This window comes from Pseudacidovorax sp. DMC4 (assembly GCF_056314265.1).
In genome coordinates this window covers 178,320-196,229 of sequence record NZ_JBQUYR010000005.1, presented here as the reverse complement: position 1 = coordinate 196,229, position 17,910 = coordinate 178,320, and the positions used below count along the sequence as shown (strand labels likewise).

At 71.7% G+C, this 17,910-nt stretch carries 9 protein-coding genes; all 9 read right to left on the bottom strand.

Annotated features, from left to right (window positions below; all coding sequences use genetic code 11):
- Positions 1 to 2 precede the first annotated feature (2 nt).
- Complete coding sequence (locus ACT54X_RS11530) at positions 3 to 1,055, bottom strand: DUF4123 domain-containing protein (RefSeq protein WP_476346617.1); 1,053 nt, start codon at positions 1,053 to 1,055, stop codon at positions 3 to 5.
- Positions 1,055 to 3,640: a type VI secretion system Vgr family protein gene (locus ACT54X_RS11525; protein WP_476346616.1), complete on the bottom strand. Its 2,586-nt coding sequence runs from the start codon at positions 3,638 to 3,640 to the stop codon at positions 1,055 to 1,057. The genes ACT54X_RS11530 and ACT54X_RS11525 overlap by 1 nt, the downstream gene beginning before the upstream one ends.
- Positions 3,641 to 3,864: 224 nt before the next feature.
- Positions 3,865 to 5,046, bottom strand: coding sequence for a GGDEF domain-containing protein (locus ACT54X_RS11520; RefSeq protein ID WP_354321993.1), 1,182 nt, complete (start codon positions 5,044 to 5,046; stop codon positions 3,865 to 3,867).
- 28 nt (positions 5,047 to 5,074) lie between these two features.
- A complete protein-coding gene (locus ACT54X_RS11515; RefSeq protein WP_476346614.1) occupies positions 5,075 to 6,919 on the bottom strand; it encodes a TolC family protein in 1,845 nt (614 codons plus the stop codon).
- 204 nt (positions 6,920 to 7,123) lie between these two features.
- On the bottom strand, positions 7,124 to 8,437 hold the full coding sequence (locus ACT54X_RS11510; protein WP_476346612.1) for an HlyD family type I secretion periplasmic adaptor subunit: 1,314 nt from the start codon (positions 8,435 to 8,437) through the stop codon (positions 7,124 to 7,126).
- Positions 8,434 to 10,218 carry a peptidase domain-containing ABC transporter gene (locus ACT54X_RS11505; RefSeq protein WP_354321995.1) on the bottom strand — a complete coding sequence of 595 codons (1,785 nt, stop codon included), beginning with the start codon at positions 10,216 to 10,218 and terminating at the stop codon, positions 8,434 to 8,436. The genes ACT54X_RS11510 and ACT54X_RS11505 overlap by 4 nt, the downstream gene beginning before the upstream one ends.
- Positions 10,219 to 10,321: 103 nt before the next feature.
- Complete coding sequence (locus ACT54X_RS11500; protein WP_354321996.1) at positions 10,322 to 13,450, bottom strand: glutamate ligase domain-containing protein; 3,129 nt, start codon at positions 13,448 to 13,450, stop codon at positions 10,322 to 10,324.
- Positions 13,451 to 13,475: 25 nt separating this feature from the next.
- The gene (pal, locus tag ACT54X_RS11495) at positions 13,476 to 13,988 is read right to left on the bottom strand and encodes a peptidoglycan-associated lipoprotein Pal (protein WP_294370760.1); all 513 of its coding nucleotides are present in this window, start codon (positions 13,986 to 13,988) and stop codon (positions 13,476 to 13,478) included.
- A 77-nt stretch (positions 13,989 to 14,065) separates the two neighbouring features.
- Positions 14,066 to 17,524 (bottom strand): beta strand repeat-containing protein, encoded by a 3,459-nt coding sequence (locus ACT54X_RS11490; protein ID WP_476346609.1) that lies wholly within the window; start codon positions 17,522 to 17,524, stop codon positions 14,066 to 14,068.
- Positions 17,525 to 17,910 lie beyond the last annotated feature (386 nt).

Genomic DNA, 17,910 nt, shown 5'->3' with positions numbered 1-17,910 from the left:
CTTCAGCCGCGGGTGAGGAGATGAAACACGGTGGCAAAGCGGGCCTGCGGGTCTGAGCGCAGGGTTTGCAGGACGCGCCCGAGTACACGTGCGGCACCAGGAAGGCGCCAGTCCCGCGTCTGCGGGGCACCTCCTGACGCTTCGTGCAGCCAACTGCAATGCACGTAGTCCTCGGCGTTGACGCCGATGAGGCCCAACTGGCTGGCGTCGGCCAGCAACTGCAACATGGTGGGCGCGTCGGGCTGGCGGTCGGGGCCAACGCCATGGTCCGCGTAGTCGCGCCAGATGCGATTGGCCGGACCCCAGGCATGTGCCGCATGCCATTGCTCGGCGGTGAATCGGTGAAGGCTCAAGCCTTCGGACGCGACAGGTCCAGCAGGCCGTCGTGCGTGAAACCAGTCGGCATGCATGCCATCCGGCATGGCACCCCATGGCTGGGCCAAAGCCCACCACTGCTCGACGGGGCCGAGCCAGTGCAGGCGCTGGCTGCTGGTGAGCAGCGGCCACATGCGTTGCATCACCCGCGGGTCCTGATAACGGAACAACACCGACGCGCCGCCATTCGGGGGCCGTTGATCGCCCAGATCAGTCCAGTGCGCCGCGATGCGACTGGCGGGCAGGCGGCTCAGCACCACTGCGCACAAGTCCTGACGGGCCAGCCGGAGCAACGCCTGGTTCCATGCAAAGGCTAACCATCCGGCGAGAACGGCGCGCACCGATTGGATGTGCGGCAGGTCGGCAGCGGCTCCCGGCGTCATCTCATTGGCCAAAGGAACCAGACATGGCGCTTCGTCGAGCCGATCCGTGAAGAGCCGGTCTGGCACGGCGCAACGCTGCTGTGCCATGTCGGGGAACATGCTCTCGATCACCTCGGCAAGCGGGTTTTCTGCCCATCGATTGAGCACCAAAAAGGCGTGAACCGGCGCGTCGGCGTCCTCTGGTTTCCAACTGCTGTTCGGCGCGACCGGATTGCTTCCAAGCTGGCGCCATTCGTCCAGAAGCCGACCCAAGAGATCCAGAAAATGCTTGGGTTGCACGTCCGCCTCGGCGTTCATCAGCGGGAAACCGTTCCAGAATTTCCATCTGCGTGGCGCTCCTTGGCATCGCACGCCTCGAAGTTCTGCGGCTGCAGCGGCCGGCTCAACGGCCCCATCTGCACATGCGAGGCCGCATGCTCCACCCAGGTGCCGGGGGTGCCGTGGGTGATGCCGGCGTTGCTCCATTCGGTGAAGCTGCCGCCGCCGTTGACCGTCACGCTCACCGGGGCCGAGATGACGATGCTGCCGGTGGTGCTGCGGATGGTCACGCCCTGGCGGGCCAGGGCCTGCACGGCATCGCGCTGCGCCTGGATGCGCACCGGCCCCTCGCCCACGATCCACTTCATGCCGGCCCTGCGCGCGAACACGCGAAGGCCCTGCTTGGCGGCCACCAGCCAGCGCCGGCCCACGCTCAGGCTGGTGTGGCCCTCGCTGGTCAGGGCCACGTGCTCGCCCGCCTGCAGGTGCAGGCTCTGCGCCGTGGTGGCGACCAGGCCTGCCGCGCTGGCCAGCACCAGGTGCGGCTGCTGCAGTTCCGGAAAGCGCCGCTGCGCCGCATCGGCCTGGCCTTCGCCCTGGATGTCGGACGCCTGCCGGGCCAGCCGCTGTGCCACGGCGTCCTGGTCGGCGCCCCTTTCCTGCGCCTTGGCGATGCTGGCGGCATCGGCCAGGCCCTCGTGCTGGCGCGTGGCCGCCTTCAGGCGCACGACGGTTTCGCCCAGGCTCTTGGCATGTTCGGCGGCGTTGGCCCGCCCTTCGGTGGTGATCAGCATCCCGTCCTTGGCCCGCAGCACGCCGTGCCCATCGGTACGCAGCTCGAAGCCTTCACCGCGCGCGTCCTTGCGGCCTTGGTGGTCCTCGATGCGCGTGATCGCCCCCAGGCTCAGGCTGGAGTGCTGGTGGTCGCTCTTCAGCTGGGCCTGGATCTGCCCGGCCGTGTCGTCCATCACCAGGTGGTTGCTGCGCCCGGCCGCGCTGTTGCCGCCCCCGTCGGTCAGCTCGCGGCTACGGAAGCCGCTGAGGGCGCTCTGGCTGGGCAGCTTCCACGGCGGCAGGTTCAGCTGGTTGTGCACCCGTCCTGTGCAGATGGGCAGGTCCGGATCGCCGCCGAGGAAGTCCACGACCACCTCCTGCCCGATGCGCGGGAGGTGCACGCCGCCCAGCTGGTTGCCCGCCCACGGGCTGGAGACGCGCAGCCAGCAGCTGCTGTGCGGGTTCTCCCGGCCCAGCCGGTCCCAGGGGAACTGCACCTTGATGCGTCCGAGTTCGTCGGTCCACAGCTCCTGGCCCTCGGGGCCGACCACGCGGGCGGTCTGCGGGCCGTGGGTGTGGGGCTTGGTGCGGGTGAGCGTCGGCCGCAGGGGCTCGGTGATGGGATGGGCCAGCAGGTCCACCTGCACCCGCCAGCGTTGCTGCGCCTGGGGCCGCGCTACCGTCGCCCCCGCGGCCAGCGCCGCCTGGCTGTCCTGCCCCACGTCCTCGATGAGGAGCTCGGTCTCCAGGATCAGGTATTCCGCATTGGCCGCTTCCCTCGGATGCCCCTGCAGCGTGAAGCTGAAGCCCGGCACCATGCCGCGCAGGTTGCCGCTGGCCCGCGCACGCGCCCCCGAGGTGCGCAGCTGCTGCATGCGAAGCCGGGCGATCAGGTCGCCCTCGGCCAGCGGGTCGTTGGCCCCGGCGGTGCCGGCGCGCGGCTGGGCGTAGTGGCTGCCACCGAGGCTGGCATGCCAGGCGTAGACCTCGGCCTCCGCAAAGCCCGTGGGCCGTGGATCGCTGCGGCTGACCGAGAGGTCGGCCCGGGGGCGGGTGTAGTCGTAGTCGCGGCTGCTGTAGCGCCCGCTGGTGAGCCTGCTGGCGGGCACGAAGGCATGCAGGTACTCGGCATCGAGCTTCCAGCCGGGCGGGTGATAGGCCACTTGCCGATAGGCCTCGCTCGGGTTGGGGCTGAAGGCACCCAGATGGTCGGAGAGCACCAGCCGGTGGGCGCCCGCGTCGTGCTCGAAGTGGTAGCTGATGCCCCACTCCTGGCACAGGCGCTCGAAGAAGGCGAAGTCGCTTTCGTTGAACTGGGTCTGGTAGTCGCGCAGGGGGAAGGACTCGGCCAGGCGCTTGTCGACGGGGAAGGGGTAGTTCGCCAGGAGGGCGTCGAGGATGTCGACGACGGTGGCGTTCTGGAAGATGCGGCAATCGGCGTTGAGGGTGGCCAGGTGCAGCCAGGGGCGAAGGAGGAGGCGGTAGCGCAGGTGTCGGCCATGCTCGCCCAGCAACTCTGCTTCGGTGATGAGGGCGTTGATCTGGCGGGTGCCGGCGCCGAGGTGGTCCACGGCATCGCCGACACCGCCGGGCACGAAGGTGCCGGCACCATCGAGGTCGATCTCGCAATGGATCTCGCGGCCGATCAGCGCGTCCAGGTCGATGTCGGCGCAGGCATCGGCCAGGGCGCCGGGGTCCAGCGCATCGGGGGTCTGCAGAAGCAGCTCATAGGTGAAGAGGGCATTGACGCCCTCGTGGCCCGACAGCCGCACGGGCTGCAGCAGCGGCGTGCCGGCAAAGACCGGCAATGCGGGCGAATGCACCCGCAGCGTGTGTGACAGCGTGGACATGAAACCTCCCTGGTCTCGCGCCGGCGGCCTTCTGGGGATGAGGCGGCTCGGCTGGGGCGGGAGGTTAGCGGCGCGACGCGCGCGGCGCGGCGTCCGGCTCGGACCGCCGGCTCAACTTTGCAGGAGAGCGTGCATTAGTTCCGCCTCGGGCCGAGAGGCATCCGCACAGCGACGTCCGCCCCGGCCCGCCCATGCCCGCCGCAACGAACGGACCACGACACCGGTCAATCGCCGGCCGACTCCAGCACGGCGACCGGTGCAGCCTCGACGCGGTTGCGTCCGCGGTCCTTGGCCTGGTAGAGCGCCTGGTCGGCTTCGCGAAGCAGGTCCTCGATGCCGCCGCCGTCGCGGGGATGGCGGCATGCGACGCCCACGCTGACCGTCACGCCCGCAGGCAGTGCCCAGCCGGCATCGCGCGAGGCATCGATCACGCCCTGGCGCACCCGCTCGGCCACCTGCATCGCGTCACGCAACGGGGTGGCCGGCAGCACGATGGCGAACTCCTCACCGCCCGGCCGCGCCGCCAGGTCCTGCTCGCTGCGGCAGGCGTGGGCCAGCGCCGAGGCCACCGCCTGCAGGCAGCGGTCGCCTGCACCGTGGCCGTGGGCGTCGTTGTAGAGCTTGAAGCGGTCGACGTCGACGGACAGCAGGGCCACGGGCATGTCCTCGCGCAACGCACGCGCCCACACGGTGCCTAGCCATTCCATGTAGCTGCGTCGGTTGGCCAGGCCCGTGAGCGGATCGGCCCGGCTGAGCAGCTCGAGCTCGAAGTTGGCCTGCTCGAGCGCATGGCTGCGCGTGGCCAGGTCCTGCGCCAGGCGCTCGTTGTCCAGCGAGACGCGCAGCGCCTCGACATAGATGCGGCCCATGCGCCGCGCCACGGCAAGCTGGGCAAGGCAGAGCACCACCGATGCCACCGAGAGCACATGCGCGAAGCCCGGCCGAGCGATCAGCACCGCCACCGCCAGCGAACCGAGGATGGGCACCTGGAAAGCCGCATGGGTCTGCCAGTACGCCATGTTGGTCATGGTCATGGCCACCGCGCCCAACGCCGTGCCGACCACGACCGGCACCTCGTCGGCTTCGCCGTGGACCAGCATCCAGCCCAGGCCGATGCCCCAGGCCAGGCCGGTCAGGGCCATGAGCACCAGCGAGGCCCACACCCAGCGCAGGCCGGCATCGCCCCGTCGGCGGCTGCGCCGGTACGCCAGGCGCAGCCCCATGCGGGCGAAGATGGGCAGGCAGGAGGCCACCAGCCAGCCCATGACCAGCGCATGCCGGTCGGGCCGCCAGAAGACGCTGGCGAGCATGGCGGCGCCCGCCAGGCCCATGAAGCCGGAGACGGGCACGGTGTCGTAGAGCGCCTCGACGCGGCGGCGTCGCAGGATCGGATCGGCGTCGTTCAAGGAGAAGGCACGAGGGAAGGTACGCCCCTCACTGTAGACGCGAAGCGCTGCGCAGGGCCATGCGCTGGGGCAGGCTCTGCGCCGGCACCGCCACGCCGCCCGCGCGCTGCGCGGCCTTCACGTCCGGCCCGCTCACCGGCGGCGCCATCGGCTGCTGGACCACGGCCCGCGCCGGCGAACCCGCGGGCACGGCAGGCGCGCCCTGTTGCGTCATGCCCAGGCCGTCCGGCCCCAGCAGCGAGCGCGCGGGGCCGCCCACGATCTCGTCCACCCAGGGACTGACGCCGTCGGGCTCCACGCGCAGCTCGCCGGTGGCCCGGGCCAGCCGGAACTCGGTGACGCGCAGGTCGAACACGGCATCGATGTAGTCCAGCAGCAGGTTGTTGTGGTCGAGCTGCGCATCGAGCACGTTGGGCAGCGTCTCACGGCCGAACTCCAGCAGCCGACTGCGCCCCCGGAAGGCCTCGCCCGACTCGGACACGGCCTCGCGCAGCTGCTGCTCGCGCTCGCGGCCGCTGGCGGTGCGGCCCCAGGCCGAGGCGGTGAGCTCCAGCAGGTTGCGGCGCACGCCGTCGAGCTTGGCCTCCTGCGTCTGTACCTCGGCCAGCGCCGACTTGACGCGCAGCTGGCGGTCGAAGCCGCTGCCGAAGTTCCAGTTGAGCTCCAGCGCGGCGCGCGTGGGCTCGGAGGTGGTCACGCCGCGCGGGTCCTTGGTCTTGACCACCACGGCATCCACCGTGGGCCAGACGCTGGCCTCCTGCTGCTCGACCAGCTCCCGCGCGCGTGCCACGCGCTCCTGGGCTTCGGTCAGCTCCGTGCTGCGCGATTCGGCGCGGGCGATGGCCTCCTGTTGCGAGGCGATCTGCCAGGCCGGCGGCGTGCGCAGCAGCGGCAGGCGCGCCGGGTCGGGCACGAAGCGGAAGTAGCTGTCGAACTTGGCGATGGCCTCGGCCAGCTGGGCATCGAAGTCCGCCTCGCGCGCGGCGATGCCGGCGCGGCGGGCGCTGGCCATGCGCAGGTCGTTCTGGCCGGCGCCCCCCAGGGCGACGCGGCGCTCCTCGCTCCTGGCCAGGTCCTGCACGATGCGGGTGGAGCGGCGGGCCACCTCGCGTTTGAGGTCGAAGCGCTGCACCTGCATGTAGGCCGTCAGGGCGTCGAGCACGACCTTCTGCGAGGTGGTCTTGACGGCCTCGCTCTGGGCCCGGCTGCCGGCCTCGGCGGCCCGCTCGCGCGCGCTCATGGCGCCGCCGTCGATCAGGCTCATGCGGGCCTCGGCGGTGAGCAGGGTGTAGGTCTCGCTGGAGGCGCCCTCGCGGCCGCTGTTGTAGGTGCCGCTGGCGGTGCCGACCTTGAAGCGCGGGTAACGCGCCTTCCTGGCCGCCTCGACCTCGAAGCCGCTGCTGGCGGCGGCGGCATCGGCGGCCAGCACTTCGGGATGCTCCAGCGCCAAGGTGCGCAGCGACTGCTTGAAGCGCTGGGTCTGGCCGGTGATGACGAGGCCCGGTGCGCCGGCCGCGGCGCCTGCAGAGGCCGGCGCGGCCGATGGCGTGGAGGCGGGCGCCACGGGCAGCGAGATGGGCACCGGCGCCGGTATAGCGGCTGCTGCGGAGGGCGTGGGTGTCGTCGCGCTGCGCAGCGACGCTGGCGCCACCGCCGCGATGCGTTCACCGACCGGCATCGGCGCGGGTGACTCCGGCATCGACAGCCGCGTCGCCGTCAGCAGCCGCATGCCGTTCTCGTCGTACACGGCCACGGGCACGCCCTGCCGGCGGATCTGCACCTGAGCGGCGGCGGGCAGGCAGGCGAGCGCACAGGCCAGGGCGATGGCGGCGCGCGCCGGAGAGCGCAGCGGCCAGGCGGCGAGGCACTTCATGCGACGCCCTCCTGGCCGCGCATGGGCACCCTCCCCCTCTGGGGGAGGGCGGGGGTGGGGGCCTGCGGCGCTGGAAAGTGGCGGGCGGCGCTGGCCCCCATCCCTGCCTTCCCCCAGAGGGGGAAGGGGCCAGACAACCAGGCGGCCGACAGCGGGCGCATCGGCGCGACCGGTCTGACGATGGCCTCTCCTCCTCGCATCCGCTCAAGGTTCACGGAACGCCTCCCGCTGCAGCTTCAGCACGGGCCGCAGGATGTACCAGATGAAGGGATCGGTGCCCACGATCAGGTCCACCTCGGCCTCCATGCCGGGCGTGATGCGGTTCTCGGGCCGGCCCACGTGCGAGGCACTGGTGCTGACCTGCAGCCGGTAGTAGGGCGGCGCGGTGGGCAGCGTGGCGTCGCGGTCGGCGTCGGCGGCCACCAGGTCGACACGGCCGTCGACCGTGCCGTAGCGCAGGAAGTCGTAGGCCGTGATCTTCACGCGGGCCTTCTGGCCGGCATGCACGAAGCCGCGGTCGTTGGGGCTCAGGCGCGCCTCGACCATCACCTCCGCGTCGTCGGGCACCACCTCCAGGATGGCCTCGCCGGGCTTGATGACCCAGCCGGGGCTGCCACTGCGCAGGCCCTTCACGATGCCCTCCCCCGGCGCCGTGACCACCGTGCGCGAGCGCTGGTTGCGCGCGCGCTGCAGGTCCTCGTTGAGGCTGGCGAGCTGGCGCTCGACGGTGGAGAGCTCGTCCGACGCACGGCGGCGGAAGCTGCCCTCGGCCTCGGCCAGCTTGGCCTGCGCCTCGCCGATGGCGGCAGCGGCCGAGACCACGCCCTGCCGGGCCACGGCCAGCTCGGCGCCGGCCACCTCGGCCTCGCGGCGCTTGTCGAGCACCTCCAGCTGGCCGATCAGCTTCTCGGCGGCCAGCTGCTCGGAGATCTCCAGCTCCTTGCGCGCCAGGGCCACGCGCTGCGTCAGGCCGGCCACCTTGGCCTGCTGCTCCATCTGCTTGCTGCGCGCGGCCTCCAGCGCGGCCTGGGCGCCGGCGGCGATGCCGCGCTGCTCCAGCGAACGGGCCTGGTACGCGCCCAGCTCGCCGCGCACCACGTCGGCATCCATGGCGGGCGGGAAGCTCTCGCGCCGCAATGGCTCGCCGCGGCTCTCGGCCGTCAGGCGCAGGCGGGCGGCCTGGGTGGCGGCCTGGCGGGCGGTCAGCTCTTCCAGGTTCAGGCCGCTGCCGCCCAGGTCGATCTCCACCAGCGGCTGGCCGGCCTTGACGCGCTCGCCCTCGCGCACGAGCACGGCACGCACGATGCCGCCTTCCAGATGCTGGATCGACTTCACGCGGTCGGACGGGATCACCTTGCCGTTGGCGACCACCACGGTCTCCATGGGAAAGGCCAGCGCCACCACGGCCAGCACGCCGATGGCGCCGCCGATGAGCCAGCGTCGGCGCCGGCCCGGACCGTCCGGCAGCGGCGCGCGGTCCTCGGCACGCAGCAGGACCTGGGGCAGATCGTTCTTCATGCGGCCACCTGTTGAAGGTCGGCGCGCTGGCTGCCGAAGAGGCGCGGCACCATCACCGCTGGCGCGCCCTGCTCCACGCCGCCATCGCCGGTGACGTGGTAGACGTTGTTGGCGGCGGCCACCATGCGCAGCGAATGGGTGACCACGATCACCGTGCGCGTGCGGGCGATGGCCACCAGCGTGTTGATGAGCTGGCGCTCGCTGTGGAAGTCGAGGTCGTTGCTGGGCTCGTCCAGCACCAGCACCGAGGGCTTGCGCAGGAAGGCCAGCGCCAGGCCCAGCTTGCGGCGCTCGCCCACCGACAGGCCGGTGCCACCCTCGCCGATGCGCGTGCGGTAGCCGGCGGGCAGGCGCGAGACGAAGTCGTGCGCGCCGGCCAGCTTGCAGGCCGCCACGATCTGCTCGTCGCTGTGGCCGGGCGCGCAGCGGCGCAGGGTCTCGATGATCTCGCCGGCGAACCAGTAGACCTCCTGCGAGAGGTAGCTGATCCACTTGGCGCGGTCGTCGCGGCCGAACTGGGCCAGGTCGTACTCGCCCAGGCTCACGGTGCCGGCGCTGGGCGCATACAGGCCGCAGATGAGCCGCACCAGCGTGGACTTGCCGGCGCCGTTGCGGCCCACCACGGCATGCAGGCCAGCCGGGCCGATGGCGAGGTCGAGCTTCTCGAACACCGGTCGGCCCTGCGCATGGAAGCGGAAGTCCACATCGCGCAGCTGCACCAGGCCGGGCGGCTGCGGCAGGTTCAGGCCGCTGGGCTCGCGCTCCACGGGCTCGCAGAGCACCTTTTCGAGCCGGCTGGCCGCCTCGCCCGCCGTGGCCAGCGCACGCCAGTTGGAGACCAGCCCGGCCACCGGCTGCAGCGCCCGCATGGCCAGCATGTTGGCCGCCACCAGGCCGCCGACGGTCATCCACTGCTCCATGACCGACAGCGCGCCCACCGTGATGACCACCGTCGAGAAGATGGTCAGCAGCACCGTCGTGCCGTCGCGGGCGGTCTCGATCTCGCCGTTCTTGCGGAAGCTCTCGCCCAGCCAGTGGTCGTAGGTCTGGCGCCAGCCCTCGATGGTGGGGCCGTCGTTGGCCTGGGTCTTGAGCGTTTCGCGCGCGGCGCAGATCTCGGCCGTCATGCGTTCGAGGTTGCGGCTGCGCTCGGTTTCCTCGACGCGGCCGGCGCGCACCTCGTCGGCCCACCACCAGGCCAGGAAGGACATCACGCCCAGAAAGACCACCACCACCGGCAGCACCGGCAGCGCCACGATGCCGATGACCACCAGCGCGAACAGCGCCATGGGCAGATCGAAGATCGATTGCGCGAGGCCGCTGCTGAGCGTCATGCGCACCGCGCCCACGTCGCGAAACAGCAGGAACCAGGCGGCGGCGGGCCGCTCCTCCAGCGCCCGCAGGGGTCGGTTGAGCATGGACTGCAGCAGGGCGCCGGAGATGCCGTGGTCGATGGTGGCGCCCGCGTCGCGCAGCAGGCGCGAGCGGCGGCTGCGCAGCACGAACTCGATGGCCAGGAAGAACAGGATGCCGCTGAACAGCGCCCACAGCGTGGAGGTGCCGCTGCGGTAGATGACCCGGTCGTACACCTGCAGCAGGAAGATCGACGGCAGCAGCCCGAACAGGCTGATCGGCACCGACCACCAGGCCGCCTGCCGCACGGCCGGATAGGCCGCGCCGAAGGCCCGGCCGAGCGCGTCGGCATGCGGGCTGGGCGGCTCATCGCCCTCGGCCGTGACCGAGGGAGCGACCAGCTGGCTGGGAAGCAGGTACTTCAGCATGGGCGGCCGTCGATGTTGAAAACCATGAACAGATTGTTACTCACTGAGGCGGACGCAGGTCAGGTTGAAGACAGAAAGCCGGGTAAACGCCGAGCCGACCCGATCAGGCCATCGCCTTGACGGCCTTGGCGAGGCGGGCCAGGCCGATGCGCGCGCCGCCCTTGGCCAGCACCCAGTCGCCCGGCGCCACGATGTCGCCGAAGGCGGCCACGAGCTCGACGGCGTCGTTGAACCACCGCACCGGCACCAGCGGCTTCAGCCGCTGGGCCAGAGGGCCCATGAGCGGCCCGCACAGCAGCACGCGGCCCGGCTGCGCAGCCAGCACCTCGGTCTGCAGCGCCAGGTGGTGGCGCTGCGACTCCGCGCCCAGGCCCTGCATCTCGCCCAGCACCGCCACCCGCTGCCTCGGCGCGCAGGGCGCCTGGGCCAGCAGGGCGAGTGCGGCCCGCATGGAGGTGGGATTGGCATCGTGCGTCTCGTCCACGAAGTGGAAGCTGCCGCCGGCGATGGGCACTTCCAGCACGGGCCCGCGCCATTCATGCCGCTCGAAGCCGCCCAGGGCCACCAGCGCCGCGCCCAGTTGCGCCTGCCATTCCAGGGCCAGCACGGTGGCCAGCACCGCGGTGGCGCCCAGGCCCACATGCGCGCCCACGGCCTGCAGCTTCATCCGCACCGGGCTGCCCACGACCTCGGCGCGCAGTTCGCCATGCCCCAGCGCCGTGAGGCGCACCTGCGCATCGCGATGGCTGCCGTGGTCGAACACGCGCAGGCCCCGCCGCGCCGCCAGCATGGCCAGGCCGTCGTAGCCCGGCATGTCGCGGCACAGCACGAGGCAGGCGTCTTCGGGCATGGCCTCGAAAAGCAGGGCCGCCTTGCGCTGCACGTCGGCTGCGGCAGGTTCGGCGGGATCGATGGCCAGCACCAGCACCTGCGGGCGCGCGACCTGCACCATGGCCGGCGCCGGGGCCTGGCCCAGCTCCAGCACCCAGGCGGCGGCCTCCTGCGGCAGGCAGCTCAGGGCCCAGGCCACGCCCAGCGGCAGGCGCTGGCGGGTCTCGGGCTCCCCCACCTCGCCCCAGGCGCCCAGTGTCTTGACCAGCATGGCGGCGGTCGTGTCGCGCGCGGCATTGCCGGCCACGGCGACCACACGGCCCGGAAACTGCGCGCGCGCCTGGGCCCCCAGGTCCAGCATGGCCTGCCGCACGTCCTCCACCCGCAGCACCGGCAGGCCGCGGTGCAGGTGCGGCGCCGGATGGGCGCACAGCACCGCCGCGGCGGGCCGCAGGCCGTCCAGCTCCAGCGGCGCCGGTGTGCGGCCGGCGCGCTCGTCGTGCAGGCACAGCAGGCGCTGCGGCTGCGCGAAGGGCCGGGTCGCCATGCCGACGGCATGCCAGCCCTCGGGCGGCGCGACCACCCAGTCACCGCCTGTGATGCGGGCCAGCTCGGCCGCCGACCAGCGCACGCCACGGGCCGCCGGCTCCGGCGCGGCGCGGCCGGCGGTCTCGCGCTCGGCCATCAGCCGGTGGTAGGCCACCATGCCCGACAGGTAGTGCTCCACGTCGTCGATGCGCACGCGGAAGGAATGGTGGCGGATGAAGAAGGACCCGACGACGGCGGAGGGCCGCCTGAAGTACATCGCCATCTCGGGCCAGAAATAGCCGTTCTGCAGGTAGTTGGCGCGGTAGTGCAGCGCGCGCTCGAACTTCTCCAGGTCGATCTCGTCCAGCAGGTGGACCAGGGCCGGGATGCCTTCGAGCCGGCGGATCATGGCCTGGGCCGCAAGCATCAACTCCAGCAGCGTGGGGAAGGTGGTCTTGCGGTCGAGCACGAAGTCCAGGTAGCCGGCCACGTTCTGGATGCCGAAACGGAAGTACTTCTCCAGCGGCCGCCAGCGGGTGAGTTCGTTGACGCTGTAGCTGAGCCAGTGGTCGTGCGCCTGCCAGTGCTGCTGGCCGATGAAGTGCTCGAAGGCACGCTCCACCACGGCGAGCCAGCGCTCGTCGCGCGTCAGCGCATACAGCCGCAGCAGGCCGAAGGCCGCCTCGCCGTCGTAGTAGATGATGCGCGAGACCTCCTTCACCGACAGGTCCTGCGCATGCAGCACATGCACGAAGCGGCCGGTAGCCGCGTCCTGCATGGCGGCGATGCCGGTGGCCAGGCGCTCCATCAGCGGGCGCCATTCGTCGGTACCCAGAACTTCGCTGTACTTGACCAGCGCCAGCAGCGCAACGGCGTTGCCCCCCAGCTTGATCTCGTCGCCCACATCGACCAGGAAGGCGGCGGCGCGGCCATCGGCCAGCGTGTAGTCGCGCACCAGCTGCTGCGTCAGGTGCTGCAGGCCGCGGTCGATGGCCTGGCGCAGCGCTGGGTCGCGCGTGAGCTCCCAGGCCTCGGCCATGGCGTAGAGCGAGCTGGCATGACGCAGCGTGTTGTAGCTGGGGATCAGCCGGTCGAAGCAGGGGAAGTAGCCGTAGACGAAGCGGCCGTTGTCCTGCACCTGGCGGGCCAGATGCGCGGAGCCGGTGCGCACCAGCTCCAGCGCCGCGGCGGCATCGAGCGGCGGCACCTGCCGGCGGCCGGTGTCCAGGCCATGGCCAGCCAAGCGGTGCACCACGCCATCCTCCTGGCAGAAGACACCGCCCAGGGCCAGCAGGTAGACCTTGTCCTGCGGCTCGAGCGCCGGGGCCGGCTGGCCGCGGTAGCGCTGCTGCAGGTAGAGGCCCAGGTTGTGGCGGTTGATGACCGCATGCGGGATCTCGGGGCCGCCGTAGAGCAGCGCGTTGGCATTGATCTCCTGCTCGGTCAGGGCCATCGCGAAAGCGCCGTCGAAGGCCAGCCCCAGGCGGAAGTAATTGCGCTTGACCTGGCGCAGCTGCTGCTCGAACTCGCCGACGGGCAGTTCGCCCACGCCCTGCACCCAGTCCACCCGCAGCCAGGGCGACTGCAACTGCTGCCGCAGCACGAAGGCGCTCGCGCGGCGCGCACCGGCCTGCCAGGCCTCGTCGAAGCTGGCGCCCGTCGCATGCAGCACCTGCGCGCGGCGTTGGCCGTCGGTGACCGAGAAGAAGAGCGTGAAGGCCGGGTACGGCGCCGGGACGGGCGCGCACATCACCGCCACCTTGTCGCGGCAGGCGGCGAGCTGGGCGGCAAAGCCGCGCTCGCCGGGCTGCCCGGGCGAGCCGGCGAGCGGCAAGACCGCCCCCCCGGCGCCCGGCCGGGCGGGGGCGCTCACGTCCTGGTCCATCGTGCGGCGCCGGTCAGCGGTAGACGAACTCGACGCGGCGGTTCAGCTGGTAGCCGGCCTCGGTCTTCTCCAGCGAGGCGGGCTTTTCCATGCCCCAGCTGATGGCCTCCATGCGCTCGTTGGGCACGCCACCCAGCTGCATGGCCTGGCGCACCGCCTCGGCGCGGCGCTGGCCGAGGGCCACGTTGTACGAGCGGCCGCCGCGGGCATCGGTGTGGCCTTCGAGCACCACGCGGGCCTGCGGGCGCTCGCGCATGTAGCGCGCATGGGCCTCGACGATGGAGCGGTACTCGGGCTTCACCTCGTACTTGTCGAAGTCGAAGTACACGATGCGGGCCACGCCCGCCGGCCCCGACAGGGCCGGTGGCGGGGGCGGCGCCTGCACCGGGGCCACGGCGCTGCGGCCCTTGGGATTGGCGTAGTAGTAGGTGGTGTCTTCGCTGCCGTCCTTGGGCGCCGTGCCGCAGGCGGCCAGCAGCACGGAGACCGACAGCGCAAGGCTGAGGCGTTGGAGTGACTTCATCATGGAGGGACCTTTGGTCAACGACCGGCCCGCACGGCGGGCCGGCCACTCGACAGGGGACGACGAGGGCGCCGGACTCATCAGCCCAGCAGGTTGTGCAGCAGGCCGCCGACCGGGCTGGCCGGGCTGGTGGTGCTGCCACCGGTGCCGCTGGAGACCGGCTCGGTGACGCTGCCGAGGCCGCCGAGCAGGCCGCCCACCAGGCCGCCACTGCCGCCGCTGCCACCCAGGACATTGCCCAGCAGGCCATTGCTGCCGGCGACGGTGTCGAGCACGCCGCTGACCACGCCGTGGTCGCCCGCCACCGTGTCGAGCAGACCGCCGACCACGCCGCTGCTGCCGGTGATGCCGTCCAGCAGGCCGCCGGCGGCGCCGTCGCCGCCCGTGACGCTGCCCAGCGCACCGCCGAGCACGCCGTTGTCGCCCAGCACGGCGTTCAACAGGTCGCCGGCACCGCTGGCACCGTCGGCGGCGCCCAGCACACCGCCCAGCAGGCCATCGTCACCCAGCACACTCCCCACCAGATCGCCCCCCAGGAGTTCGCCGCCGGTCACGCTGCCCAGCAGGCCGCCGTCGCCGGCCACGGTGTCGAGCAGACCGCCCACGATGCCGGTGTCGCCAGCGATGCCGCCGAGCAGGTCACCGCCGGTGAGACCACCCAGCAGACCGTCCTGGCCCAGCACGCCGCCGAGCAAGTCACCTCCCAGCAGGTCACCCCCAGTGACGCCACCCAGCAGGCCGTCGCTGCCGAGCACGCCGCCCAGCAGGTCGCCGCCCAACGCACCGTCGGTGATGTTCGCCACGCCGTCGGTCACGTAGTCCACCTGCTGTGTCACGCCGGAGAGGACGTCGTGCACGATGTTCGAGCCCAGCAGCCCTTCGCTCAGCGGCGAGACCAGGCCGTCCACCGCACCGGTGGCCGTGCCCACGACGTCATCCACGGGGTCCAGCACGTTCGGGTCGTTGGCCGTGAAGCTGTCGCCCAGCAGCGGCGACAGCGCACCGCTGACCGTGCCGCCGACGTTGTCCACCAGACCCGTGACCGGTGCCAGCGTGTCCGACAGGCCCAGCTCGCCCACCAGGGGCAGGCTGTCCAGGCTGGCGACGGTGTCGGAGACCACGCCCACCGCGGGGTCCAGCAGCTGGTTGCCCGTGCCACCGTCGCCCCCGCCGGTCAGGTCGCCGAGCAGGCCGTCGTTGCCCACGACGCCACCGAGCAGCTCACCCCCCAGCAGGTCACCGCCGGTGAGACCACCCAGCAGGCCGTCCTCGCCCAACACGCCACCGAGCAGATCACCACCCAACAAATCGCCACCGGCCAGGCCGCCCAGCAGGCCGTCCTCGCCCAGCACGCCGCCCAGCAGGTCGCCGCCGAGTGCACCGTCGGTGATGTTCGCCACGCCGTCGGTCACGTAGTCCACCTGCTGCGTCACGCCGGAGAAGACGTCGTGCACGATGTTCGAGCCCAGCAGCCCTTCGGTCAGCGGCGAGACCAGGCCGTCCACCGCGCCGGTGGCCGTGCCCACTACGTCATCCACGGGGTCCAGCACGTTCGGGTCGTTGGCCGTGAAGCTGTCGCCCAGCAGCGGCGACAGCGCACCGCTGACCGTGCCGCCGACGTTGTCCACCAGACCCGTGACCGGTGCCAGCGTGTCCGACAGGCCCAGCTCGCCCACCAGGGGCAGGCTGTCCAGGCTGGCGACGGTGTCGGAGACCACGCCCACCGCGGGGTCCAGCAGCTGGTTGCCCGTGCCACCGTCGCCCCCGCCGGTCAGGCCGCCAAGGAGGCCTCCCAGCAGGCCATCGTCACCCAGCACGCCACCGAGCAGATCGCCGCCCAGCAAGTCACCACCAGTGAGGCCACCGAGCAGGCCGTCTTCACCGAGAACGCCGCCGAGCAGATCGCCGCCCAGCAGGTCACCACCAGTGAGGCCACCGAGCAGGCCGTCTTCACCGAGAACGCCGCCGAGCAGATCGCCGCCGAGGAGCTCGCCTCCCAGCAGGCCGCCCACGACGCCGTTCTCGCCGACCAGTCCGCCCACCAGGCCGTCCTCGGTCAGCAGACCGCCGACCAGGCCGTCGTCGCCCAGCACGCCACCCAGCAGCCCCTGGTCGCCCAGCACGGCATCCAGCGGGCCGCCGAGCGTGCCCCCCACCAAGCCGCCGATCAGACCGTCCTCGCCCAGCAGCGTGTCGGTCAGCCCGTCGACGATGCCGCCGTTGCCGACCACGCCACCGAGCAGGCCGTTGTCGGCCACCAGGCCGCCGACCAGGCCATCCTCGGCCAGCAGCCCGCCCACCAGGCCGTTCTCGGTCAGTAGCCCGCCGACGAGGCCGTCGTCGCCGAGCACGCCGCCCAGCAGGTTGCCGACGACGCCGTCCTCGGCGAGCAGGCCGTCCACCACGCCGTCCAGGCCGGTGGCGCCGAGCACGCCGCCCAGGGGGCCGTCGCTGCTCACGAGGTTGTCCAGCAGGTTGACGACGGCGTCGGTGACGTAGTCGACCTGGGTGTCGAGGGAGCCGAGCACGGCGCCCGTGGTGCCGCTGCCCAGGAGGTCGTCCACGACAGGGGTGAGCACGGTGCCCAGGCCGTCGGTGACGCTGTCGACGCTCTGGTCGACGGGGTCGAGGGCGTTGGGGTCGTTGGCGGTGAATTCGGAGCCGACCAGGGGCGAGAGGGTGTTGTCCAGCACGGTGGTCACGCTGTCGACGACGCTGACCACGGGGTTGAGCGAGTCGCCCAGGCCCAGGGCATCGGAGACGCCACCGACGACGGTGCCGCCGAGGCTGTCGGTGGGATCGAGCAGGGCATCGGCGTCTGCGTCTGCGTCGGCGTCGGCGTCGGCATCCGCATCCGCATCCGCATCCGCATCCGCATCCGCATCCGCGTCAGCATCGGCATCGGCATCGGCATCTGCATCTGCATCTGCATCTGCGTCCCCATCCTCGCCCGGCTGCGGGACGAGCAACGGGAGCACGCTCCCGTCATCCCCACCGCTGTCGGCGGCGGCCACCAGGGCCGCGCCGCCCAGGGCCGCCAGCGCGAAGTCGGCCAGGCCCAGTCCGCCCGTGGCAGCCAGGGTCTTCTTCACCGCCAGCGCCGCGCCTTCGGCATCGCCGGCGGGCGCCACGGCCAGGTCGCCGGCAGCCAGGTCCACATCGACCTGCTGCAGGCCGCCCGGCAGGGCCGTCGCGGAGATGGTGGCGTCCGTGCCGCCGGTGAAGGTGCCGACCAGTGGCGCCTGGTTGGCACCGGCGCCGGGGAAATTCACGGCCGCCTGTCCGCCATCGGGAACCAGCACCCGGTCGCCGGGCAGCAGCGCCTGCGTGCCCTCGACGGGCAGGCGCACGCCCTCGCGGATCACGGCGACGCCGGGCGTGGCATTGGACAGGGTGCCCACGCCCGCCGTCGCGGCACCGCCACCCGTCGCGGAAGCAGCGACAGGCGCGGCAGAAGCCTGGGCCATCAGAACCGGCTTGTCGCCAGCAGAGGACGCCGAAAGGGCGGAGGAAGCGGAGGTCGAAGTCTGGAGCGTCATGGAGGGCCTCGTTGTGCGACGGAGATGACCCTGTGGGGCAACATGCATGCCGCCCGCGCCACCCGCCAACCGCGCGACGGACCCTGCAACCCAAGTCTTTGTCAGACAAGGAATTTCCTGCAATGCCCGCGGGCGCCTCCGCCCGCACGCGGCGCATTCGCCCGCGCTTGTTACGGGGCCGCCGCCCGTAACGCCGTAACGACATCGCCACGCCCCGGGGGCCATCGATCCCGTCCGATGCCCCGATTTCCTTTTATTGCGGTCCTGCCGCTTTCCTCCCAAATATTTACATTCATTTATCAACGATATTCAAACATCTTCAATGGTCTTTTTGCCTTCTCAACAATAGGCGCGAAATTTAACAGTACACCTTTTCTGTCCTGTCT